The 24,622-nt window shown below is 40.8% G+C and carries 22 protein-coding genes; 2 read left to right on the forward strand and 20 right to left on the reverse strand.

All coding sequences use genetic code 11. The features are described from left to right. Window positions 1-703: 703 nt before the first annotated feature. Together ACYSNQ_RS15010 and ACYSNQ_RS15015 are read right to left on the reverse strand one after the other, a co-directional pair. A complete protein-coding gene (locus ACYSNQ_RS15010) occupies window positions 704-1,588 on the reverse strand; it encodes a phosphate ABC transporter substrate-binding protein PstS family protein (RefSeq protein WP_426084395.1) in 885 nt (294 codons plus the stop codon). Window positions 1,589-1,985: 397 nt separating this feature from the next. Beyond that, window positions 1,986-3,161, reverse strand: coding sequence for a pyridoxal phosphate-dependent aminotransferase (locus ACYSNQ_RS15015; RefSeq protein WP_426084396.1), 1,176 nt, complete (start codon window positions 3,159-3,161; stop codon window positions 1,986-1,988). 176 nt (window positions 3,162-3,337) lie between these two features. Here ACYSNQ_RS15015 and hisC point away from each other — a divergent pair, with 176 nt between their 5' ends. Continuing rightward, window positions 3,338-4,387 (forward strand): histidinol-phosphate transaminase, encoded by a 1,050-nt coding sequence (gene hisC, locus ACYSNQ_RS15020; RefSeq protein ID WP_426084397.1) that lies wholly within the window; start codon window positions 3,338-3,340, stop codon window positions 4,385-4,387. Window positions 4,388-4,659: 272 nt separating this feature from the next. On the opposite strand, the gene ACYSNQ_RS15025 is transcribed toward hisC, so the two are convergent. The 17 genes from ACYSNQ_RS15025 to ACYSNQ_RS15105 form a co-directional block, all read right to left on the reverse strand. Next, the gene (locus ACYSNQ_RS15025; RefSeq protein ID WP_426084398.1) at window positions 4,660-5,562 is read right to left on the reverse strand and encodes a LysR family transcriptional regulator; all 903 of its coding nucleotides are present in this window, start codon (window positions 5,560-5,562) and stop codon (window positions 4,660-4,662) included. A gap of 16 nt (window positions 5,563-5,578) precedes the next feature. After that, on the reverse strand, window positions 5,579-6,286 hold the full coding sequence (locus tag ACYSNQ_RS15030; RefSeq protein ID WP_426084399.1) for a carbonic anhydrase family protein: 708 nt from the start codon (window positions 6,284-6,286) through the stop codon (window positions 5,579-5,581). Between the two features lie 435 nt (window positions 6,287-6,721). Beyond that, window positions 6,722-7,357, reverse strand: coding sequence for an orotate phosphoribosyltransferase (gene pyrE / locus ACYSNQ_RS15035; protein WP_426084400.1), 636 nt, complete (start codon window positions 7,355-7,357; stop codon window positions 6,722-6,724). After that, window positions 7,358-8,068, reverse strand: a complete 711-nt coding sequence (gene pyrF, locus ACYSNQ_RS15040; RefSeq protein ID WP_426084401.1) for an orotidine-5'-phosphate decarboxylase — start codon at window positions 8,066-8,068, stop codon at window positions 7,358-7,360. Then, window positions 8,065-8,994 carry a dihydroorotate dehydrogenase gene (locus tag ACYSNQ_RS15045; RefSeq protein WP_426084402.1) on the reverse strand — a complete coding sequence of 310 codons (930 nt, stop codon included), beginning with the start codon at window positions 8,992-8,994 and terminating at the stop codon, window positions 8,065-8,067. The genes pyrF and ACYSNQ_RS15045 overlap by 4 nt, the downstream gene beginning before the upstream one ends. Continuing rightward, window positions 8,991-9,773: a dihydroorotate dehydrogenase electron transfer subunit gene (locus tag ACYSNQ_RS15050; protein WP_426084403.1), complete on the reverse strand. Its 783-nt coding sequence runs from the start codon at window positions 9,771-9,773 to the stop codon at window positions 8,991-8,993. Before ACYSNQ_RS15050 ends, ACYSNQ_RS15045 begins: the two co-directional genes overlap by 4 nt. Window positions 9,774-9,949: 176 nt before the next feature. Next, window positions 9,950-13,138 carry a carbamoyl-phosphate synthase large subunit gene (carB, locus tag ACYSNQ_RS15055; RefSeq protein ID WP_426084404.1) on the reverse strand — a complete coding sequence of 1,063 codons (3,189 nt, stop codon included), beginning with the start codon at window positions 13,136-13,138 and terminating at the stop codon, window positions 9,950-9,952. Beyond that, window positions 13,131-14,216 (reverse strand): carbamoyl phosphate synthase small subunit, encoded by a 1,086-nt coding sequence (locus tag ACYSNQ_RS15060; protein WP_426084405.1) that lies wholly within the window; start codon window positions 14,214-14,216, stop codon window positions 13,131-13,133. The genes carB and ACYSNQ_RS15060 overlap by 8 nt, the downstream gene beginning before the upstream one ends. A 4-nt stretch (window positions 14,217-14,220) precedes the next feature. After that, complete coding sequence (locus tag ACYSNQ_RS15065) at window positions 14,221-15,504, reverse strand: dihydroorotase (RefSeq protein ID WP_426084406.1); 1,284 nt, start codon at window positions 15,502-15,504, stop codon at window positions 14,221-14,223. Window positions 15,505-15,513: 9 nt separating this feature from the next. Beyond that, window positions 15,514-16,440 (reverse strand): aspartate carbamoyltransferase catalytic subunit, encoded by a 927-nt coding sequence (locus ACYSNQ_RS15070; protein WP_426084407.1) that lies wholly within the window; start codon window positions 16,438-16,440, stop codon window positions 15,514-15,516. A 136-nt stretch (window positions 16,441-16,576) separates the two neighbouring features. Further along, the gene (uraA, locus tag ACYSNQ_RS15075) at window positions 16,577-17,869 is read right to left on the reverse strand and encodes a uracil permease (protein ID WP_426084408.1); all 1,293 of its coding nucleotides are present in this window, start codon (window positions 17,867-17,869) and stop codon (window positions 16,577-16,579) included. A 35-nt stretch (window positions 17,870-17,904) separates the two neighbouring features. Next, window positions 17,905-18,447: a bifunctional pyr operon transcriptional regulator/uracil phosphoribosyltransferase PyrR gene (gene pyrR / locus ACYSNQ_RS15080; RefSeq protein WP_426084409.1), complete on the reverse strand. Its 543-nt coding sequence runs from the start codon at window positions 18,445-18,447 to the stop codon at window positions 17,905-17,907. Window positions 18,448-18,703: 256 nt separating this feature from the next. After that, window positions 18,704-19,606: an RluA family pseudouridine synthase gene (locus ACYSNQ_RS15085; RefSeq protein ID WP_426084410.1), complete on the reverse strand. Its 903-nt coding sequence runs from the start codon at window positions 19,604-19,606 to the stop codon at window positions 18,704-18,706. A gap of 91 nt (window positions 19,607-19,697) precedes the next feature. Next, window positions 19,698-20,168 carry a signal peptidase II gene (gene lspA, locus ACYSNQ_RS15090; RefSeq protein ID WP_426084457.1) on the reverse strand — a complete coding sequence of 157 codons (471 nt, stop codon included), beginning with the start codon at window positions 20,166-20,168 and terminating at the stop codon, window positions 19,698-19,700. 5 nt (window positions 20,169-20,173) lie between these two features. Beyond that, window positions 20,174-20,875, reverse strand: a complete 702-nt coding sequence (locus ACYSNQ_RS15095; RefSeq protein ID WP_426084411.1) for a CBS domain-containing protein — start codon at window positions 20,873-20,875, stop codon at window positions 20,174-20,176. Continuing rightward, on the reverse strand, window positions 20,865-21,257 hold the full coding sequence (locus tag ACYSNQ_RS15100; RefSeq protein WP_426084412.1) for a hypothetical protein: 393 nt from the start codon (window positions 21,255-21,257) through the stop codon (window positions 20,865-20,867). The genes ACYSNQ_RS15095 and ACYSNQ_RS15100 overlap by 11 nt, the downstream gene beginning before the upstream one ends. A gap of 786 nt (window positions 21,258-22,043) precedes the next feature. Then, a complete protein-coding gene (locus ACYSNQ_RS15105; protein WP_426084413.1) occupies window positions 22,044-23,714 on the reverse strand; it encodes a formate--tetrahydrofolate ligase in 1,671 nt (556 codons plus the stop codon). A 180-nt stretch (window positions 23,715-23,894) separates the two neighbouring features. Between ACYSNQ_RS15105 and ACYSNQ_RS15110 the strand changes: the two genes are divergently transcribed. Continuing rightward, the gene (locus ACYSNQ_RS15110; RefSeq protein WP_426084414.1) at window positions 23,895-24,095 is read left to right on the forward strand and encodes a cold-shock protein; all 201 of its coding nucleotides are present in this window, start codon (window positions 23,895-23,897) and stop codon (window positions 24,093-24,095) included. An 87-nt stretch (window positions 24,096-24,182) separates the two neighbouring features. On the opposite strand, the gene ACYSNQ_RS15115 is transcribed toward ACYSNQ_RS15110, so the two are convergent. Next, a complete protein-coding gene (locus tag ACYSNQ_RS15115; protein ID WP_426084415.1) occupies window positions 24,183-24,566 on the reverse strand; it encodes an Asp23/Gls24 family envelope stress response protein in 384 nt (127 codons plus the stop codon). Window positions 24,567-24,622 lie beyond the last annotated feature (56 nt).

Raw genomic sequence — 24,622 nt, forward strand, 5'->3', positions numbered from 1 at the left:
TTCACTGAGACGGTCGGCTTCCTTCAGCATAGAAAAGAGATCCATGCTTTCGATAAAGCCCACACCCTCGCTCAACGCCTGCCAATCTGCTGCATTATACTTTATATCCAACCTTTTCCTCCTTTTTTAGCCAAAAGGGCGCAGGATATCATTCTGCTGCTTTTGAATTCCTGCCAAACCTTCCGGTGCTGATTTTTTCTGATTAAAATTCGGATGTAAGCGTTCATTTCTTTCACTTTTAAATTATCGCTTTCTTTTATTAAAACACAGAACAGAATCTCACTATTAGAATAAATAAAAATCATTTAGATATATAATTATAACAAATAAAACATCAAACGATGTATCAATATTTTTAAATAATATAAAAGAAAATGAGATTTTAACTTTTTCTAATTTGTAAAAAAAAAGCGTTTGGAACATAAATAAATGTCCAAACGCTGCCTTATTTAACATTCGAATAAACGGTGAGACAGAAGCAACTTGCTACACTTCGTTCCAATAGCATCAACTGTCTCACATTTGTGTTTCCTGTCATTTTAAGAAAATCCTTCTTATTGCTGTGAAACACAGTGAGGGAGCAGTTGTTGTCGAACAGGACCTACTTGGTTCTCAAAGCTTAGCCCTTCTGTCCCTCCTCTTTTACTCATTTATAGAATTTTCGTTTATCATTTCGATGCCAGAATAAGACTGAATCGTTCAATTAAAGATTTGTTACTTCTCCATCAACACTGCGTTCAATTTTCATATCTGTGATAGGAACGTAACCCAATTCTTTTACAACACTTTTCTGAATACCATCACTAATCATATAATCCAGGAATTTTTTCACTGATTCATCAGGCTGCCCTTTGGTATACATGTGCTCGTAAGACCAGATAGACCAAGTATTATCAGCGACATTTTCTTCTGTCGGCTCCACACCGTCAATTTTCAAAGCTATGGTTGATTCATCCATATAAGAAAATGCTAAATAACTAATTGCCCCTGGAGTTTGAGAAACAATCTGACGGACAGTACCTGAGGAATCTTGTTCCTGTGATTTTACCGATGTCGCTCCGTCAAGTCCCCATTTTTCGAAAGTCGCTCTAGTTCCACTACCTTCCGGTCGGTTGATTACAGCGATTTCCTGATTCTTGCCGCCAACATCCTGCCAGTTTGTGGTTTTCCCTGTAAAAATATCGATTAACTGAGCTTTGGTCAGCTCTTTAACACCAACATCCTTATTCACTACAGGTCCCATCCCTACAACTGCTACTTTATGGTCTACCAGCTTATCCGCTTCAATCCCGGATTTCTCTTCAGCAAAAACATCAGAATTACCAATTGTTACTGCGCCATCAGCAACTTGAGATAACCCTGTCCCGCTGCCGCCCCCTTGAACAGAGATAGAGTAGGCAGTATTTTCTGCGATAAACTGATCTTTGGCAGCATCAACAAGAGGTTGTAGTGCAGTTGAGCCAACTGCTACAATTTTGGTTGGTTCGTTTGTTTTATCAGAAGCTTCGCCTTTCGTATCAGAACTGTTACATCCTGCCAAAAGTACGCCTACTGTAATGACCATTGTTGTTAAAATCTTCTTCTTCATTTCAACACTTCCTTAGTAAGATTAGTTACAAGCTTAGTCTAACAAGTCATTGTTAATGCTTCTCAAATATCCTGTAAATAATCGGTAAAGAAATGTAAAGATTTTGTATACAAAAAAAGGCGGTCTTTTTCAACGGAAAACTCTTGGAAAAGATACCTGTTTATTTCGTTCATTTAGCTGTTATTCACACTATTAATAGTAGTATTTTTACTATTGGCAGCATTCTTGTATGTATCATGGCCTTGCCTTTTTATTATAGAAATAGCAATATGTCAGCCGCAAGGGGATCCCTTTCGCATTTTTATCAATAAAAACATCCTTCTCATCACCGCATTTCTAAGCAATAAGAAAGATGTTTATCAGCACTTGTTTGGGACGCAAGTTGTAATGTATGGTCCTAATCTTTTATCTCTTTAGTCATATAGATAGTCAACCGATTCATCGCTTCAACCAGTCGTTCCATATCGGCAGCATAGCTAATTCGGACATAACCTTCTGCTTCCGGTCCGAATGCAATTCCGGGAATTAGTGCTAGTGCCTGCTTCTCTGCCAAATCAATACAGAACTTCATTGAGTCTTGTTCAACACCCTCAGGTATTTTTGCAAAAATATAAAAGGCACCATTCGGTCGAGCAACTTGAAAACCTAGGGTTGTCATCTGATCATAAACAAAATCACGACGTTTACGGTACTCTTCCTTCATAATTACGCCGTCATTGATTCCCTCAACCAATGCCCGGACTGCTGCCTTTTGAGAAATTGTTGAAGCAGCTGTTACCAGATATTGATGGACCTTAATAATTTCTCCGGTTAACTCTTTTCTGCTAAAAATGAAGCCGATTCTCCAGCCTGTCATTGCGTGAGATTTAGACAACCCATTAATCATAATAGTCTGCTCAGGAATAAATTCAGCAATCGATACATGGGGATCATCATAGGTCAGCTCACTATACACTTCATCACTGATAACAAATACTGGGTATTTTTTCAGAACCTCTGCAATTGCTTGAACCTCTGAACGATTGTAGGTTACCCCAGTCGGATTGCTTGGATAATTCAAAATGACTGCTTTCACCTGTTCACCATGGACTGCCATGGCTTCATCAATCATTTCCGGTGTTAAAACAAAACCATTGCTTGTTGTATCTATATATACAGGCTCTGCACCCGCTAGTGTAATCACTGGTTCATACCCTGGATAGATTGGTGCCGGCAGCAGGACCTTATCTCCTTTTTCCAAAATAGCCAGCAAACTGGCAGATATCGCTTCAGTTGCACCAATAGTGACTAAAACTTCTGTTAAAGGATCATAAGCTAATCCATATTTTCCCTTAATAAAGTATGCAGCTGCTTCGCGGACATCCGTTAACCCTGCCATGCCTGAATAATGAGAGAAATTCTGCTCAATTGCCTGTTGTCCGGCTTCTTTTACATGGTCTGGCGTATTAAAATCAGGTTCACCCAATGTCAGCTTCAATATATCAGGAATTGTAGAAACCTGCTCATCAAAGCGGCGGATTGTAGAAACCGCAATCTTATAAACCTGCTGATTAAATCTGTTTGTTAAGTCCATTAACATCACTCCTTTATACTTGCTCATTATGGTATCATATTCTGCTTAATAATGAAAATATTATTTAAAAACATGATTTTTTTCTCGTCAAAATCTCATTTTACTCTTGCATTTCCTTTTTCGATTCTTTATAGTTAAGAAAATCACGAATACTTAATAGAGAAAGGCGTGAAACGATGAAAGGCATTCGTAAAATCGCACCATACATTCCTGGGAATCAGCCAAATTATCCAAATATGATTAAAATTAACACAAATGAAAATCCCTACCCTCCTTCACCAAAGGTCGAAAAAGCGTTAAAAGAGTTCAAAGTAGAGGACTTAAAACGCTACAGCTCTTTAGACAATCAGCTTTTAAAAAATGCACTGGCTGACAAACACCAGCTGCTCCCGGAACAATTAATTATTGGAAATGGTTCTGATGAAGTATTAGCATTTTGTTTTCTTGCTTTTTTTAATAGCAGCGAATCGATTCTTTTTCCTGATATTACTTATGGTTTTTATAAGGTTTGGGCTGACTTGTTTCATATCCCCTTTAAAGAACTCCCGTTAACGACGGATTTTCATATTGATTTTTCTGATTACAACCAGCCAAATGGCGGTATAGTTATTGCTAATCCTAATGCCCCAACTGGTTTATTTAAATCTTCAGAGGCTGTTCGCACACTCTTAAAAAAACATCCAGATGTGATTGTCATCATTGATGAGGCTTATGCAGAATTTGCAGAAGAAACGATGCTTCCTTTACTTGATGAATTTTCTAATTTGATTATTGTCCGTACCTTATCAAAGTCCCAATCACTGGCTGGTTTGCGTATCGGATATGCCATAGGAGATCCTCGGTATATCGCGGTTATGGAAAGCGTCAAGTCTTCTTTTAATCCTTATTCTGTTGATTTACTAGCTGAGAAACTGGCAGCTGCAGCAGTTGAAGATACTAGCTACTATCAGAAAATAAATGAAGAAATCTGCAAAACAAGAGAGTGGTTCGTCAGCAAACTGGCTACCTTCGGTTTTCAGTCTTTGGATTCTCAGACTAATTTTGTATTAACAACCCATAAAACAATCGATGTACCCGCACTTTATCATTTTTTAGAAGAACAAAATATTTTTGTCCGTTATTTTGCTAAACCAGCACGCTTAAAAAAATATCTGCGAATTTCGATTGGCACTCGTGAAGAGATGGAGAAAACAGCCGCAGCTATTGATTGTTTCCTAAAAGAATAAATTAAAAATTAGCTTTATTATAAAAAAGAACTGTACCGTCGTTAAATAAACAAGGGTATAGTTCCTTTAAAAAAATGATTCAACCTCATCTCAGATTGACAGACAACAAACTGCATACTATCATAGCGCTTGGAGCAAAAAACAGAGATTCACTGGTTTTGTTTCAAGCTTTTTTTGAGAAGTAAAAAAGCACGAATAAGCTATCGGCTGGCTAAAGAGCGTTTAGCAAGAAAGGGTTACTCCCCTCTTTGCTTGTAAAGCTGACTCTTTTGCTAACTGATTGTTCTAGAAACTTCCTTCAACAGCTTAACAAAATGATGCGCAATTTCTGTTCTCTGCTGATTTTTCTGATAGAGGATACAGATTTTATTTTCTTCCGACTGTTCTAGAGGGATTAGTCTAATTTCCTTTTTCGTAAATCCAGTAACGATACCTGAACCGGAAGCATAGGCATTCGTTTCAGCTAGAATGTTCATCAGTGTTCCCCGGTCGTTAACATAAATAACCGTTCCTTGTTCATCTTCTTCAATCAAGTCTTCAGCAAAATAAGAAAATTCACTACCCTCCTGAATAAAACGAACCTGAGGATAGGCCATTAATTCCTTTAAGCCAATTTGTCTTTTATGGGCTAAAGGATGATGGTTGCCCAAGAAAATGTGGGTAGCAAAATTGCCAATCACTTCATAAGTTAGATTCGTCCCTGACAAGTGACGTTCAATACCAGACCGATTCTTACTATTTAAATACAGTATCCCCAGTTCACTGTTATGACTTTTTACATCTTCAATCACTTTAAGAGTGGTCGTTTCGAACAGACGGAATTCTTTGTATTGCTCTTCAAATTTTTTAATCATCTGCGCCATAATTTTTCCCAAAAAATCATAATGCTGTGAAGAGACAGAGAAACGTTCACTTGCCTGCTGCTGGATATAGCGCTGTTCTAATAATGCCAGCGGTGTCAATACTTTTTCAGCATGCTCTAAAAATTGAACTCCTGCTTCTGTTAGAAAAGCCCCTTTGTTTGTTCGCGTAAATAAACGAATACCTAATTCATCTTCCAGCTCTTTTATGCTATTGGATAAGCTAGGCTGGGCGATAAAGAGCTTTTTCGCAGCTTCTCGAAAACTGCCGTTATCAGCAACCGCTACGACATATTTCATTTGTTTTATATTCATCATCATTCTCCATTGTTCATTCGACTAAATAAACCGGACGACCTTTTCTATCCTGCAGCGGACGGCTATTGAGCGCCAGCATACCTTCTTTCAGGGATTCAACCAATTGCCTATCCATCTGCCCCACTTCTTGGAACACAAACCAAGGAATCGGTCCCTTTGTCGGCGGAGTAGTTAAAGAACCTGTATAATGAAAATGGCTTCGTTTTTCCGGTAAAAAAACGGAAGGGTCAAAATAAAACTCATGTGTTCTTATGCTGCCTTCAACCAGCGTTCTTAGCTCTGTAAATTTGTTTACATCTCTCGTCAGATTGAACAAGCAGCCTACTACCAGGTTTTGACCTAAATCATTCATATGAACTAGATGAAACTCGATAGGATACTCCTGTTCTTCAAGCAGATGCTCTGCTGGCGTATGAAAGTGGATATCCGTCAAATGATAGGTCTGATCCGCATACACGATGAAGCTTTCTGTATTTGGCGGTACAAAGTGCATAGTATTTTTAAATTCTTTTTCAGTAAAGACTTCTTTTTTATAATGAAAGGTAATGCTGTCACTGCCTATAAGCTTCTTCTCATTGATAGAATCGACAGAAAGACGAATTGGCGACTGATCTGGAAATGCCGCTCCTTCAGCAAACCAGTCACATAAAGTTCCCCAATGTTCTGGACCTCTTTCTCCTGAATAACTCCATTCTACATCCATATTTCGAATATTTTTCATACGGCCTCCTAAAAGAAAAAAATTATTTTTGATAACTGTATCTTATTTCCCAATTTGGGTCAAACAATGACCTCCCGAAAATCACTGCTCAATAAAATAAAAAAGGACACAAGCGGCAAACATCTAAAAATTGCTGCTTCTGTCCCAACGTTTATTCTAAATTGAAATAGGTATCAAAAATCGGAGATACAATTAGACCTCTAGACCCTCAGCACACTTAAAACCGAATAGACAGTGAGATGGAAGCAGCTTCTGCGGTAATACGTCGACAGCGAATGGCTGACCTTCGTGTTTCCTGTCATTTTCGTACATTCCTTCTTAATGCTTTGAATCACTGTGATTACTTACTACGAAAGTAGAACAAGTGATGAAAAGCTAGCTTGCCCGCTGCTTAAATTCAATCACTTTTATCTAATCTGTTCTCCTGTTTCATTTTTACACTGTTTTCCAAGCAGCTGGGTTTTGCTTCCATTCCTGTAGTAGTTCTAAATCCTGAGCTTCAATATATTTTGCTTCCAGCGCCGCTTCAAGCAGTGTTGAGTAATTTGTTAATGTCGTCAACTCAATACCATGCGCCTCAAAATTTTCTAGTCCCTTTGGCAATTCATAGGTAAAGATTGCAGCTACGCCTAAAACATCGGCTCCTTCACGTTTGGCTGCTTCTGCGGCCTCAAGGACACTCCCGCCAGTTGAAATCAAATCTTCAATGATAACCATTTTCTGACCTTCGCTGATACGTCCTTCAATCTGGTTCCCTTTCCCATGTTCCTTTGCCTTACTGCGAATGTAAACCATCGGCAGGTCAAGAATATCTGCAACCCAGGCAGCATGAGGAATGCCCGCTGTAGCTGTTCCTGCAATTACTTCAACCTCTGGATATTTCTCCTTAATGGCTGCTGCCAGACCTTGAGCGATTTCTTTACGAATCATTGGATAGCTCATAGTAATGCGGTTGTCGCAATAGATTGGACTTTTAATGCCGCTAGCCCATGTGAAGGGATCATTTGGACTTAAAAACACCGCTTCAATTTTTAATAAATCCTTTGCTACATTTTTTGCTAATTCAGTCATTTAATTTCCGCTCCATTCCTTTTTAATTGACAGATATGCTTGATAGGGATTCTCAGCCTGAGTGATTGGACGCCCAACTACTATATAATCTGAACCGATTTCTCTTGCTGCTGCGGGCGTCATTACCCGCTTCTGATCGCCAACGGCACTTCCGGCCGGACGAATACCTGGTGTTAGACAAACGAAGGATTCATTCGTCGATTCCTTAATCAGTTGGACTTCTTGCGCAGAACAAACAACGCCATTTAGCCCAGCCGTTTCAGCACATTTAGCATAGTGCTTAACACTTTCCTTTAATGAAGCATGAATTAGCTGATCGTGCTGCATTTCTTCTTCACTAGTCGATGTCAGCTGAGTAACGGCAATCAGAATGGGTGTTTGGGCTTGCTGAGCTCCAGCTTCAAGCCCTCGCTTAGCAGCCTGCATCATTTGAATCCCGCCGGCCGCATGAACATTTGTCATATCCACGCCAAGCTTCGCCAATCCCTTCATCGCACTTTCTACAGTGTTTGGAATATCATGCAGCTTCAAATCCAGAAAGACAGAATGACCAGCCTGTTTCAAAAAGCGGACAATTTCCGGACCCTCCTGATAAAACAGCTCCATTCCTACTTTCAAATAAAGCTTTTCTTCCACAGGAAACCCTTCAAGAAAATGTTCTACATCTTTTTTTGAAGGGAAATCCAATGCAATAACCGGCCGTTCAATCATGAGCGCCGCTCCTCTCTTACTTCTTTAATTAACTGCTCCAATGATTCAATACCAAGCTCTGCCATGCGAATAGGCAAGCCTTCAATCAATTTAGGACAAATATAAGGATCAGTAAAATTCGCGGTACCTACACCAACTGCGCTTGCACCAGCCATAAACATTTCCAGGACATCATCTACCGTCTGCACGCCGCCCATTCCAATAATCGGAAGTGAAGAGACTTGCGAAACCTGATGAATAAGGCGAATCGCCACCGGCTTAATTGCCGGACCTGATAATCCTCCAGTACTATTTGCCAGAATCGGTCTTCTAGTTTTTAAATCAATCCGCATGCCCAGCAGCGTGTTTATCATTGTAAAGCCGTCTGCACCGCCTGCTTCAATAGCTTGAGCGATTGGCACAATATCAGTAACATTCGGCGAAAGCTTAACATAAACCGGTACTTTTGCTACCTTTTTCACTGCTTCTGTTAATTGAAATGCGACATCGGGATCTGTACCAAACGCGATTCCCCCATGCTTAACATTGGGACAGGAAATATTCAACTCGATAGCGCCGACATTTGAAGCATCCCCAATTTTGGCACAAACTTCAACATAGTCTTCTTCGCAGGCACCCGCAACATTGGCAATAATCGGTAAATCGTATTTTTCCAATGCTGGAAGCTTTTCTTCCATTACTACCTTGAGCCCCGGATTCTGTAAGCCAATGGCATTCAGCATGCCGCTAGGCGTCTCAGCAACCCGCGGTGTTGCATTTCCAAAACGAGCTTCTGCAGTCGTTGCTTTAATCATGATTGAGCCAAGCAAACCGATATCGTAATATTTTGCATATTCTTCGCCAAAGCCAAAACAGCCGCTGGCAGGGATAATAGGGTTTTTTAATGTTAGTCCTGGAAGACTGACTGCTAAAGGATTTTTCATCATAATACAACCTCCCTAGCCCTGAAAATAGGACCCTCATCGCAAACTTTTACACTCTTAGTTCCAGTCTCGTCATCCGGCACATGACAAACGCAGGCATAACAAGCGCCCATTCCACAGGCCATTCGCTGTTCCAAAGAGAGAAACACATTCGGATTATCTGAAAATAGCTGCGCTACGGTTTTCAACATGCCGTTAGCACCACAAGCAAAAACTGCAGCTGGTGCTTCATCCTCCAAAGCTGTCATCAATAAATTACCCACATTCCCTTGAATACCAAAAGAACCATCATCTGTTGCAAAACGAGTATCTCCTAATGCCATAAATTCATCTTGAAAATAAGCTACTTCCTTCGAGGCATATCCAAGAAAATGAATGACTTCAACGCCTTTCGCTTTCAGCTGCTTTGATAGTTCGTACATAGGCGGGATGCCGATTCCGCCGCCGACAACATAAACCCGCTGTCCAGTCTTTAGGTCAGACAAGTCAAAGCCATTACCTAATGGTCCCATTACATCCAGCTGTTCTCCTACTGTCATTGTAGAAAAATACTGGGTACCATCCCCTTCTGTACGATAAATGATTGTACAGCTGCTTTCTTCTTTGTTAATCTGGTTGATACTAATTGGCCGTCTAAGCAAAAGATCCTCGCGCGGTACTTTAATATGTAGAAACTGTCCTGGCTTTCCCATTTCTTTGACTAACTCACCGGTCAATGTCATTTGAAAAATCCTTGGGGCCAGCTGCTTCTGCGCAGTGATTGTCATCATTTCCTGTTTCATCGTCAGACTCCTTTCAGAAATAAACTTATGGCACACCCTTGTGCTTATCTGCTGTTTAATTGAGGAGCTGTAGAGAGCGCTAAGTCCGGTTGCTCTCTACTTTTCCTCTTAACTGTTCTTCTAGCAAAAGGGATATGTTGTGCTATCACTTATTATGATAGCTTACTTCTACTTTTTTAGATAGCTTCTGTAGAAAAAGCTCTTGATTCCAACACTTTTAAGATGGCATTTGCTGTATCCAGCGAAGTAAACAACGGAACACCATGCTCCACAGATTCTCTGCGGATGATAAAGCCGTCCTCATTTGCTGATGAGCGGTTTTTATCCATTGTGTTGATAACTACTTGAGTTTGTCCGCTGCGAATCAAATCAACAACCGTTTCTTTACCTGATTCTTTATCTTCGATTTTTGAAATCGTTTCTACCTGCAGCCCTGCCTTAGCAAAATATTGAGCAGTTCCCGCTGTAGCTGTAAGACTATAGCCAATCTCTGTAAAGCGTTTGGCCAAATCCAGTGCCTCTTCTTTGGTTTCGTCAGCAATAGTGAATAAGACAGCCCCATAGCTTGGCAAATGCAGCCCGCTTGCTTCAAAAGCTTTATACAATGCTTTTTCAAGACTATAATCCGAGCCCATCACTTCCCCTGTTGACTTCATTTCTGGTCCAAGATAAGTATCCACTTTCTGTAGCTTCGTAAATGAGAAGACCGGTGCTTTGATGTGAACCTGTTTGCTTTCTGGATACAGACCATCTGTATAGCCCAAATCAGTTAGCTTTTCACCCAGAATAGCTTTGGTTGCTATCTGCGCCATGGGAATACCTGTGATTTTACTCAGGAAGGGAACCGTCCGGCTCGCCCGTGGATTGACTTCAATAACATAAACAGTCTCTTCATGAATCACAAACTGAATATTCATCATTCCAATGCAGTTCAGTCCCAATGCTAGTTTTTTAGTGTATTCAGTAATTGTTTCTTTGATAGTTTCAGATAGTGTCTGTGGTGGATAAACCGCCATCGAATCGCCTGAGTGAACACCTGCCCGCTCAATATGCTCCATGATTCCCGGAATTAACACTGTTTCACCGTCACAAATGGCATCAACCTCGCATTCCCGTCCCAGTAAATAGCTGTCGACCAGAACTGGATGCTCCGGAGAAGCCTTAACAGCATTTTTCATATAGTCTTCCAGATCTTTCTGATTTTCCACAATCTCCATCGCCCGTCCCCCTAAAACATAGCTTGGGCGAACTAAAACTGGATAGCCGATACGGTTGGCCACTGCCACTGCCTCTGCTTCACTAGTTGCTGTATCACCTGGCGGCTGAGGGATTTCAAGCTCATTCAATGCCTGTTCAAATAAATCACGGTTTTCGGCACGGTCTAAATCTTCGATTGTTGTTCCGAGAATTTTCACTCCGTTTTTCACTAGCGGTTCAGCTAAGTTAATCGCTGTTTGACCGCCAAACTGGACAATCACTCCAATAGGCTGCTCCAAATCAATCACATTCATGACATCTTCCAGTGTTAATGGCTCGAAGTACAGCTTATCAGATATCGAGAAATCCGTAGAAACCGTCTCAGGGTTGCTGTTCATAATGATTGCTTCGTAGCCGGCGGCCTGAATTGCTTTTACTGAATGAACTGTCGCATAGTCAAACTCTACTCCCTGACCAATCCGAATAGGCCCTGAGCCTAAGACTAAAACAGAAGGCTTGTCAGAACGAATACTTTCATTTTCGAACTCATAGCTACTGTAAAAATAAGGGGTTTGAGATTCAAATTCTGCCGCACACGTGTCTACCATCTTATAGACAGGAACGATACCTTGTGTTTTTCGTATTTGAGTGATTGTTTCTGTGGTTGTCTGCCACAGCTCCGCAATTTTTCGATCAGTGAACCCATTTTGCTTCGCTTCTTTCAACACTGCCAGGTCATCAACACTTTCGCTAAGTGATTGCTCTAGTTCAACAATATGAAGCAGCTTATCAAGGAAGAATAAATCAATCTTTGTTAATAATGCCAAGTCTTCAATACTATAGCCTCTTCTTAATGCCTCAGACAGGTAGAATAAACGGTCATCCTGTGCCTTAACAATTTTTTCAGTTAGTACATCGTCGGAAACGTCCTTTAGTTCTTTTAGCTCATTGTGATAGGCACCAATTTCCAAAGAACGGACAGCTTTAAGAAGTGATTCTTCAATGTTTCGACCAATAGCCATCACTTCTCCAGTCGCTTTCATCTGGGTTCCTAATAAACGTTCGCCCTTTTCAAACTTATCAAAAGGCCAGCGTGGAATCTTAGCTACTACATAGTCCAATGCAGGTTCAAATTCAGCATATGTCGTTCCAGTTACCGGATTTTTCATTTCATCCAGCGTTAAGCCCACTGCAATTTTTGCGGCAAGCTTTGCAATCGGGTAGCCGGTTGCTTTACTTGCTAAAGCAGAGGAGCGGGAAACACGAGGGTTTACCTCAATAACATAGTATTCAAAGCTATGGGGATCCAGCGCCAGCTGAACGTTACAACCGCCTTCTATTTTTAATGCCCGGATGATCTTTAACGAAGCATCTCTCAGCATTTGATACTCATAATCAGACATTGTTTGACTTGGCGCAAAAACAATCGAGTCTCCAGTATGAATGCCCACAGGGTCAAAGTTTTCCATATTACAGACAACGATTGCATTGTCCGCCGAATCACGCATTACTTCGTATTCAATTTCCTTATAGCCGGCAATACTTTTTTCAATTAGGCACTGAGTTGCCGGGGAGAGCTTCAAGCCGTTTTCCGCTACAATACGCAGCTCTTCCTCATTGTCGCACATGCCGCCGCCTGTACCGCCCAGTGTAAACGCAGGTCGAACAATGATCGGATAGCCGATTGTTTCTGCAAAAGCCAGTGCTTCTTCTACTGTATGCACAATATCACTTTCTGGAATCGGCTGCCCTAGCTCCTCCATCAGCTGCTTGAACAAATCTCTGTCTTCCGCCTGATCAATCGCACTTAACTTAGTTCCTAGAAGCTCAACGTTCAGCTCATCTAAAATACCAGAAGCTGCCAGCTCCATTGCCATATTCAATCCAGTTTGACCGCCCAATGTAGGCAGCAGTGCATCTGGACGTTCTTTTCTAAGAATCCTTGAAACAAACTCCAGTGTAATCGGTTCGATATAGACTTTATCCGCAATTTCTTTATCAGTCATGATTGTTGCCGGATTGGAATTGACTAGAATAACTTCATAGCCTTCCTCTCTTAGCGCAAGGCAAGCCTGTGTTCCTGCATAGTCAAACTCTGCTGCCTGACCAATAATAATTGGTCCTGAACCAATGACCATGATTTTCTTTATATCTGTACGTTTAGGCATTTCCCTGCTCCTTCCATGCATCCATTAATTCCATAAATTCGTCAAAAAGATGTAACCCATCATGAGGACCTGGTGCAGCATCTGGATGATACTGTACTGTAAAGGCAGGAAATTCTTTATGGCGTACACCTTCAACTGTTCCGTCGTTGATTTCCACGTGGGTTACCATCAGTTTATCTGAATCAATTGTTTTTTCATCCACTGCATAGCCATGATTTTGCGAAGTAAAATCGATTCTGCCTGTCGCAATTTCACGAACTGGATGATTCAACCCGCGATGACCAAATTTCATTTTGTATGTATCTGCCCCATTCGCTAGAGAAAATAGTTGGTGGCCTAAGCAAATACCAAAAATAGGAACCTTCCCTTGAATGCCCTGAATCATTTTAATTGCTTCTGGAACATCCTTGGGATCTCCTGGTCCGTTTGTCAGCATAACGCCATCCGGATGCAAATCTAAAATCGTCTGTGCATCTGTATTATATGGAAGAACGGTTAGATTGCATTGTCTGTTTGAAAGCTCACGCAGGATACTATGCTTCAAACCAAAATCCACAACAACAACATTTCTGCCGCTTCCCGGACTCGGATACGGTTTGGTTGTAGAAACTTGAGCAACCTGATTGTGCGGCAGTACAGTTGCCTTCAGCTGATCAAAAAGATGATTAAAATCGTCGCCTGCATCTGCCAGCATGCCTTTCATCGTTCCGACTGAACGAAGTTTCTTCGTCAATGCACGAGTATCAATCCCTGAAATCCCTGGAATTCCTTTTCTCTTCAGGAATTCATCCAGTGTCATTTGATTACGCCAGTTAGAAGCTAGACGTGCATGCTCTTTAACAATCACCCCTTTACAGGTTGGAGAAATTGATTCATAATCATCACGGTTTACTCCGTAATTCCCTACCATCGGATAGGTAAATGTAATGATTTGACCATTGAAGCTTTGGTCTGTGATTGTTTCCTGGTAGCCAGTCATACTAGTTGTAAAAACAACCTCGCCTACCACATTTGCTTCTGCTCCGAAAGCTTTTCCCTCGAAGACCGTACCATCTTCTAAAATCAGTAATCGTTTCAACGTGCTATGCCTCCTCTTTCTTCCATACCAGCTTTCCATCTACAAAGGTCATTATAGTGTTCCCTTTTACTTTCCAGCCGACAAATGGTGTGTTGACCGCTTTAGATAGAAACTGCTTATCATCTATTGCCTCTTCTAAATCAAGATTAAACACTGCTAAATCTGCCGGTGCACCGATTTGCAGCGTTCCTGCATCTAATCCGAATAATTGAGCCGGCTTCACTGCCATCCAGTCGATAACCTGTTCCAAAGTGAATTTTCCTGTTTCAACAAAATGTGTATAAATTAGCTGAAAAGCAGTTTCACTGCCGACAATTCCAAATGGAGCTTTCAAAAAGCTCTGTTCCTTTTCTTCCAAACCATGAGGAGCATGATCCGTTGCAATACAGTCAATTGTGCCATCCAGCAGCCCATCTATTAACGCCTGCCGGTCCGCTTTTCCTCTTAATGGAGGATTCATTTTCCAAAAACCGTTATCTTCAGGAATATCTTCATCAATCAAAAGCAGGTGGTGAGGTGAAACCTCAGCCGTAACATGAATACCTGCACGTTTTCCATCACGAATCACGCGAACACTTTCTTCTGTAGATACGTGACAAACATGATAATGTGCACCCGTTTCTTTCGCCAAGGTGATGTCTCTGGCAATTTGAGAAGCTTCTGTTGCACTCAAGATTCCCGGAAGTCCCAGTTTCTTCGAGATTTCGCCTTCGTGCATGACACCGCCGAAAAGCAGCGATTCATCCTCTGTATGAGCCACCAACGCCATGTTATTTGCTGCAGCTTCCTTCATCGCCAGATACATCGTTCCTGCAGTCTGTACCCCCACGCCGTCATTTGTAAAAGCAAAAGCTCCGGCTTCCTTAAGGGCTTTCTGATCTGTTAAACGTTCACTCCGCAGCTCTTCAGTGATTGGTGCATATTGCAGCACCTTTACTTGAGCTTCATTTTTTATAATCTCATAGATTTCTTTCAATTTTTCGGCAGTATCAGGTACCGGATTCAGATTAGGCATAGCACAGACTGTGGTAAATCCGCCTCTAGCCGCCGCTTTACTCCCTGTTTCAATCGTCTCTTTGTAAGTAAAGCCGGGTTCTCTTAAGTGAACATGGACATCTACTAGTCCTGGAGTAATCAACTGACCTTGTGCATCATATACTTGATCAAAATCTGCTTCCTCGAACACTTGACCAATCGCTGCAATTTTTCCATCCTCTATCCAAACAGCAGCTGCGGTTACTTGATTATCTTTAACTACGATTTTTCCATTTTTTATTAATGTTTTCATACATTCCACCTACACCTTTCCTGATAGTACTGCTTCTAAAATTGCCATTCTTACATACACGCCATTGCTCATCTGCTGTATAATTCTTGACTGCAGGCTCTCTACCAGAGAATCTGCCAGCTCTACATCCCGATTGATTGGTGCCGGGTGCATGATAATTGCCTGCTTCTGCATACGTTTTGCCCGTTCTACAGTTAACCCGTATTGCTGATGGTAGCCTTCCTTTGAAAAGCTTTCTGTCCCGTCATGACGTTCATGCTGTACCCGCAGCATCATCATCACATCTACTTTTTCCACAATTTCATCCAGCTCCCCGTACTCTCCATATACATCAAACTGCTCATCATACCACTCTCTCGGACCAGAGAAATAAACCTCAGCTCCCAAACGCTTCAGCATCTGCATGTTAGATTTTGCTACTCTGGAATGAGTCAAGTCGCCAATAATCGCAACCTTCAGTCCAGCAAAACGGCCGAATTCTTCATAGATTGTCATCAAATCCAGCAGACATTGACTAGGGTGCTGACCGCTGCCGTCTCCGCCGTTAATGATTGAACACTGAATCGTTTTACTTTGAATCAGCTCATCATAATAATTTTCTTCTCCATGACGAATGACTGCAACGTCAATTCCAAGTGCGGACATTGTTAACACGGTGTCATACAATGTCTCGCCTTTTTGAACGGAGCTTGTGCCAGCTTCAAACTCAATCACTTCCAGACCAAGCTTCTTCTCAGCGACGTCAAAACTCTTGTGGGTCCGCGTGCTGTTTTCAAAGAAAAGGTTCGTTGCAAAATACTGCTTTCCTCCGGATTCCCAGACCGCCCCCTGCTTGAACTCCTGTCCCCGACGGATCAGGCCCATTACTTCCTGATCACTTAATGCTTCTACTGTCAACAAATGCTTTAAACTAACCCGCTCTGATGTATGAATCATTCGTCATTCCTCCTGTTATTTTGATAAAACTAACTGGTTTACTTTTTAAAATCTATCTTGGTTCTTTTAGCGATTTGCTAGTCTTTTCTTCTACACTAGTTACAGCGAAAGAAATGACTTTTTTTCATTTTTGCTTTTATTTTTCACTACGAGCCTTTTCAGGAAGAACCAGATTTAAGATAATTCCTAACACTGTCGCTAATGCCATACTGGTTAACTCAAAGTTGGCAATTTTTAAATAGGCTCCGCCGATTCCAATAACCAGAATTGCTGAAGTGATAACCAAATTACGTTTTTGATCATAATCAACTTTATTATCAATTAAAATTCTCAAGCCGCTGGAAGCAATTACTCCGAAAAGCAAGAAGCTGATGCCGCCAATTACCGGACTTGGAATACTTAGAATCAAAGCACTTACTTTACCGATAAAACCAGCAACGATTGCCAACCCTGCTGCTCCGCCAATAACATAAACGCTGTGTACCTTAGTAATTGCCAGTACACCGATATTCTCTCCGTAGCTAGTTGTCGGTGGTCCGCCGGTAAATCCTCCAATAATGGTAGACAGTCCATCTGCCAGCAATGTCTTATTAAGACCCGGAGACTTGAAGAAATCTCTTTTAGTAATTTTACTTAGAACCATCAGGTGACCCATGTGCTCTGTCATTGTTACAAACGCAATCGGCGCCATACTGGTTAAGGCGGCTAATGAAAACTTGACATCATAGTCAACAAAGGGAATCTGGAAAGCCGGAAGCCCAAACCACGGTGCAGCACTAACTGGCGCAAAATCGACAATCCCCATCAGGACTGCAAAAATATATCCTGTAACAATTCCCAGTAAAATAGGAATCAAGCTCAGAAAGCCTTTAAGGAACATGTTATAAAAGATGGTAATTCCCAGTGTGAACAATGCTACCAAAAAGAATTTACTGTCATAAACTGATTCGCCATTTTCCAATGTTTTAAACATTGCCTGATTCGCCGCAGTGGATGCCAGCCCTAGGCCGATAACCATGATTACAGGTCCAACAACCACTGGGGGTAAAATCTTATTGATCCAATCAGAACCTGTTTTAGCAATAATCAAAGCAACAATCAGATAAACGATTCCTGCATAAATGATTCCCTGAGCCACTGCAGGATATCCTTGTGTTGCCATTAGCGCATTGATAGCAGAGATAAATGCAAAGCTGCTGCCTAGATAAGCAGGAACTGATCCTTTAGTGATTAAGATGTACAACAAGGTCCCAACACCTGAACTAAACAAAGCAATGCTTGGCTCCAGCCCTGTCAGAATAGGTACCAATACATTGGCGCCGAACATTGTAAAAAGATGCTGCAGGCTTAGCCCCATCCATTGTAAAGCCTTTGGTTTATCTTGAATATCCAGTACAACATCTGTATTTCTAAACTTTTTTTCCAACATTTCTTCTTTCCAACTCTCTCATTTATTCATAAACTTTATTCTGCTGTTTTATTAATTAGTATTCGATCTGTTCCGTCGATTTCTTCCATTTCAACGATTATTTCCTCAGTCATTGCCGTTGGAATATTCTTCCCAACATAATCTGCCCGAATCGGTAATTCTCTATGGCCTCTATCCACAAGCACTGCCAGTGATATTTTTTTAGGTCTTCCCAAATCTATCACTGCATCCAGAGCAGCCCGGATCGTGCGTCCGGTGAATAGAACATCATCTACCAAGATAACCTGCTTTCCTTTTACTGAAAATGGAATATCGGAGGAATGCAGCTCGGCTTCCTCAGCCACATCGTTAGCCACATCATCTCTATATAAGGTAATATCAAGCTCGCCTACAGGCACATCAATGTTTTCCAGTTGTTTCAAACGTTCTGCAATTCTGGCGGCAATATAGATTCCTCTCGTCTTGATTCCCACAAGCACAATATCCTGAATCCCTTTGTTTCTTTCAATGATTTCATACGTGATACGAGTTAATGCCCGTTTCATTGTTACTGCATCTACAACTTCTTTGCCCTGCATTTTTGTTGCCTCCTTATATGAATAAAAATCTTTTTAACTTGTTGATTCTGTTGACAGCCGTCAGCTTTTTAGACACAAAAAAACTCCTGCCCAGAAGGCAGGAGGATACTTACATAATTGTATACTGTAATGCACGCAGATACATCCTTTGAGCGCACTCAAGGTTATCTGCATGTCTCCTTCTTAGCCTCACGGGACTACTCTTAAAGGACTGCTTATTCAACTAAAAACAGTTTACCTTGTATCAGATAATAAATCAATGATTATTTCTTAATTGCTCCAAAGTTTTTTCAAAAATCTCAGGAAGAGGGGCTTCAAATTCCATGTACTCGCCAGTTGTTGGATGCGTGAAGCCTAAAAGCTTAGCATGCAGAAACTGACCTTGCCCCGCCAATGTCTTTTTCGGTCCGTATAATGGATCTCCAGCTACGGGGTAGCCAATATATTTCATGTGAACGCGAATTTGATGCGTCCGCCCTGTTTCAAGCTGCAGCTCAATCAACGTAAAATCATTAAACCGTTCCAATACCTGAAAATGAGTAACAGCTGGTTTGCCCCCTTCGATTACAGCCTGCATTTTCCGGTCTGCCTTTGAACGGCCAATTGGGGCATTAATTTCTCCTTTATCATGGGAAATTTCCCCATGAACCAGCGCCAGATATTTTCTGACAGAAGTCTTTTCCTTTAGCTGTTCAGCCAGTGCTTCATGTGCTTTATCATTTTTTGCTACCATCAGTAAGCCTGAGGTATCTTTATCAATCCGATGAACAATTCCCGGACGAATGATGCCATTTATTGAAGACAGGTCCTTAATATGGTACATCAGTGCGTTAACCAATGTGCCTTTGGGATGTCCTGCTGCCGGGTGAACAACCATCCCCTGAGGCTTGTTGATTACAGCGACATCCTGATCCTCATAGACAATTGTTAATGGAATATCTTCCGCTTCAATCTGCAGTTCTTCCGGCTCCGGCACAACAATCGTCACCATGTCTTCTTTTTTCACTTTATAGTTTGAACGAACAACTTCTCCATTCACTTTCACCTGCTGGCCTTTCAGCCACTGCTGAATTTGAGAACGGGTGAAGTCCAGCCTCTCGCTCAAGACTTTATCGATTCTACCAGTTTCATCCTTTATTATTACATCAATTTGTTCCATTTCCGCCATCCTTCTAATCTTCATAATCTAAGTAGGTTTTCGCTCTTTTCAATTATTTATTACCACAGTCTGTTATCCGTGCAACTGCTGCTTATTTCTGATTCGTTTTCTTAGCTGCCCGCTCATCTAAAATCAAGTAGATAAAGATACATGCCACACCGATTACTAATGACATATCTGCTATGTTAAAGATTGGAAAGCTCATAAAATCTGTTTGAATCATGTCGACAACATACCCTAAGCGCAGCCGGTCAATAAAGTTACCCAAAGCTCCCGCCAGGACAAGACTCAGACCAATCGTAAACCAGCGGCTGCTTTTCAAGTTTTTAATCAGCATATACACCAGCACTGCAACAACAATCACGGTAATAATATAGAAAAAAATCATCTTCCCTTCTAAAATACTCCATGCTGCACCTGTATTTCTAACATATGTAAAGGATAAAAAGCCGTTGATAAACTCCTTTGTCTCTCCTAATTGAATGTTGGAAACTGTTAAGTACTTCGTCCATTGATCAATGCCAATAATCAAGGCACTTATAATTAGATAAACTGCTAACAACAAAATCATTCCTTTTCCCTATTATTGTACAAATCTCTTGGCCGGATAATTCCTAATAAATTTCCATTTGGATTTCCATTTTTCGTAATCAGAATTGCCTCCAGCCGAACCTGGCTTTCAAACATTTCCTCCACCTGATAGATATTTGTTTCTTCATCCACAAACTGATAATTTGCTTCTTTATAATTATCAGTTAGCAAATCACCGGCAGTCTTGCCTTCCAGTTCTATAGTCCCACGCCGACTCTCTACAGCCAGCCAAATGCCTAAACCGCGAACAGTAATCAATCCCATAAACACACCCGAATGGTATATTGGGAATTGGGAGTAACGCTTTTCAGCAATAATTTCCAAAATCTCCTTTAGAGGAATCTTCTTCTCAAAACCTGTTACATGTTTGCCAAATTTAGGTAAAACCTTTTCTGGTTTTATCAGCTGTTTTTCAATCTCAGCTATTCGATCTACTGCCCATTGATTTGGTTCCGCAATAACAAAATCCTTGGAAACCCGCTCGTGAACAATAGCATTTCTCAACTGCGCCATCTGCAAAAGATCATTTTCAACGGAAGCAACCTGAGACTGCTTCTTTCTTGCCAAACGCCGAACCATCTCGCTGAAGCCCATTGCAGAAGGATTGTTTAGCTCTTCTTTCAGCCATTTTTCAATTCGGTTAAAGCTGTTTAAAAATTCCTCAGCATTATGTCCCATTCGATTTCTCCTTAATTACATACGCTTTTTTGAGTGAAGTGATTAAAAAAACAAAATAAAGCACTAAAAACAGTAAAATGGCAATCAAAGGCATTCTTGTTGCAGGAATCAGCAGCATCAATACAAAAAAGATTAGATAATTACCTACCAGCATTGGATTCATTGTAATTTTCAGCTCTTTATCCAATCCATCATTTTTTAAATGAAAGGGTTCACTTTTCAAAAGATAAAAAGAAACCTGTAAATCCAACTCATTTTCAAGCACCTCTACGGTTTTTGTTGAGTTATTGCCAATAGCGAACCATTTTTTTCCATTCTTTAAAATAGTGATTGGTGTCGCCATACCGTAAAAGCCGGTTTTACGTGTAATATAAAGCTTCATATTCCCACACCTCCATGCAACTCTTAACAAGTATATACTAAAAAACGTTGCTAGAAAAGGAGAATCCATCTCCTTTTCTGTCTTCACTTTTAAAAAGCTTTCTTCCATGATTTTCTACTTAAAAGTAAAACAAAAAAAGCAAAGTTCTTCTGCTCACTAAAAGCAGCGCCCTTTGCCCGTCTCATATACTCTTTTCCATAAATAAAACAACACACAAAAAAGTAGTCTGACAAGTGTTCCTCTTGTTGTTTTCATACACATCTGAATTGAGGTTCTCATGTCCACTCAATCCTTCTATTTATTGAACACTTGCCAGACCATATTCAGTTAGTAAGGAGTTGTTGCTCAAATTCCCACGTTCCTTTCTCGTGCCATCTCGGCTTCTTACTTTGGATGTTCTCTCAACGTCCATTTTTTCACTATTCCCCTGTACTTCTTCTACAGGATTCTTTAGGGAATTTCTATTACCCCTTACACTTATTTTATACCATAATTAGCGCACTAATGCAAGCGCTAACACTCAAAAATAATTTATTTTTTATCCAAAAAGAAATACCAAAATGTCAAAGCATTACAAAAAACTGAAGCATATAGAGGGAAAACTGTAGACAAGTTTATAGTCTCAAAAATAAACTGATGATACTAAAAAAGAATAGTGTGCACCTCCTAAGTAAGATGTTCACTCTAACTTAGGAGGTGCACTTCAAAAATCATTTCTGCCTACTTCGCCTTCTTTCCAGAATCAGAACACTTCTGGCACAAGCTCGCTGGTTTACAGCTTATTTTTTAAAACAAACCAATTGCATTACCTTCTTCATCAATGTCCATGTTCAATGCTGCTGGTTTTTTAGGCAGCCCCGGCATAGTCATAACATCTCCAGTAAGTGCTACGATGAAGCCGGCGCCAATTTTAGGAACCAGTTCGCGAATAGTTATCTTGAAGTGCTCCGGTCTTCCCAATTGGGTTGGATCATCTGAAAGAGAATATTGTGTTTTAGCCATACATACTGGTAAACGGTCCCAGCCGTATTTTGTGAAGGTTTCCAGCTGCTTTTGAGCCTTCGGTGATAGCTGAACTCCTTCGCCGCCGTAAATCTTTTGTACGATGGTTTCAATTTTTTCTTCTAGACCAATCCCTGTAGAGTAGATAGTTCTGAAATCAGCCGTTTCTTTTTCAATCGTCCCAATCACTGTCTCAGCAAGAGCTGTGCCGCCGTCAGCCCCCAGCTCCCAAACCTTTGTTAGTTCAACAGGAACCTTCAATTCTTCACACATTTCCAATAATATCTCAATTTCCTTTTTAGTGTCGCTGACAAATTCATTTATTGCAACAACCACAGGTAAACCATAACTCTCCATATTTTCAATATGCTTTTTCAGGTTAGCGAACCCCTTTTTCAAAGCAAAAACATTTTCTGTTGCCAGCTCTCCCTTAGACAGCCCGCCGTGCATTTTCAATGCTCGAATGGTCGCAACAATGACAACTGCATCTGGTGCTTTCTTTAGATTTGGTACTTTGATATCGAGGAATTTTTCCCCGCCTAAATCTGCACCAAATCCGGCCTCAGTTACCACATAATCCCCCAGCTTTAAGGCTGTTTTTGTCGCTAAAACGCTATTGCATCCATGAGCGATATTGGCAAACGGTCCGCCGTGAACAAGAGCTGCTGTACCGTATATTGTCTGTACCAGATTTGGCTTAATCGCATCTTTCAGCAACAAAGCCAGTGCCCCTTGAATCTGTAAGTCACTTACAGTCACGGGTTCTCTATCAAAGGTATAGGCAACCACGATATTCCCCAACCGTACCTTAAGATCCTCTAAGTCGGCTGCTAAACAAAGAATAGCCATGATTTCGCTGGCCACCGTAATATCAAAGCCATCTTCTCTAGGAACACCTTGGATAGGACCGCCTAATCCAACGACTACATGTCTCAGCTCACGGTCATTTAAGTCCACTACACGTTTCCAGATAATTCGTCTTGCATCAATATTTAATTCGTTTCCCTGTTGTATGTGATTATCAAGAAGAGCAGACAATGCATTATTGGCGGTCGTAATCGCATGCATATCCCCAGTGAAGTGTAGATTAATATCTTCCATGGGCAAAACTTGCGCATAACCGCCGCCGGTGGCCCCGCCTTTAATCCCCATCACTGGACCTAATGAAGGCTCACGTAATGCAATAACGGTCTTCTTACCGATTTTATTCAGAGCATCTCCTAAGCCAATCGTAACTGTGGACTTGCCTTCACCCGCTGGCGTAGGATTAATGGATGTTACTAAAATTAGTTTGCCGTCTTCTTCCTGATCCAACCTTCGAATAGCAGAAAAATCTAGCTTTGCCTTGTAGTTCCCATAAAGTTCTAAATCTGCTTCGTTTAAATTAATTCTTTCTGCTACCTTTTTGATAGGCAGGAGTTCTACTTCCTGAGCAATCTCAATATCTGTTTTCATTTTTACCTCTTTTCCCGAACTTTTTTATTGATATTTTCATTTTCGTTAAGTTATTTTCTATTATAACCATTATTTTTTAACTTTTCCATGATTATATGCAGTCTATTCCAAAATATTGACGTTTTCTTTTTTTGTCATTATAATGAGACTAGTTTCAAATCTAAAAGGAGCGTGAATCGAATGGAAAAAGGCGTCGTTAAATGGTTTGATAACAGAAAAGGATATGGTTTTCTTACGTATAATGAAGAGGAAGAAATTTTCGTTCATTTCACTGCAATTGAAGAAGAAGGATTTAAACATTTAGATGAGAATCAAGAAGTAACATTTGAGGTCGTTGAAGGTTCCCGGGGACTTCAAGCTGCCCATGTTAAAAAAGTTTAATATAGAGAAAAGAATCTGGAAAGAAGCGGCTGCTTCTTCCCAGATTCTTTTTTAGACGGCTGTTTAATCAGGAAACAGTTTATGCAGTTACTGTTTTTCTGCTGCCTGATACTCTTCTTTGGTAACAATATCTTTTATCTGAACGTTTACTTCAGTAACTTTCAGATTTGTCAGACGCTCAAATTCTTCTGAAATCAGCTGTTTAATTTCCCAAAAGATTTTTGATAAATCCTTTTCAAATTCGACGACTATCTTCAAGTCAATCGTCACTTCGTTTTCATCAATTTCAGTTTTAATTCCTTCGGCGGCCGTTTCACCCTCTGTTATCGTATTTTCCTTATCTAAAAGGAAAACCTGGCCATGTATATTCAGCACACCGTCAATTCGATCCAATGCTGCTCCTATAATCGTTTGAATAATCGTTTCATCAAACGCTGAAGTTGATGTTTGATGCCTTGTTTCTGCTTCCATCCGATTCCCTCCAATTTACTGCTACTTTCAACTATCAAAAACAGCTCACACCTAAA

The sequence above is a fragment of the Enterococcus sp. LJL51 genome (assembly GCF_054871795.1).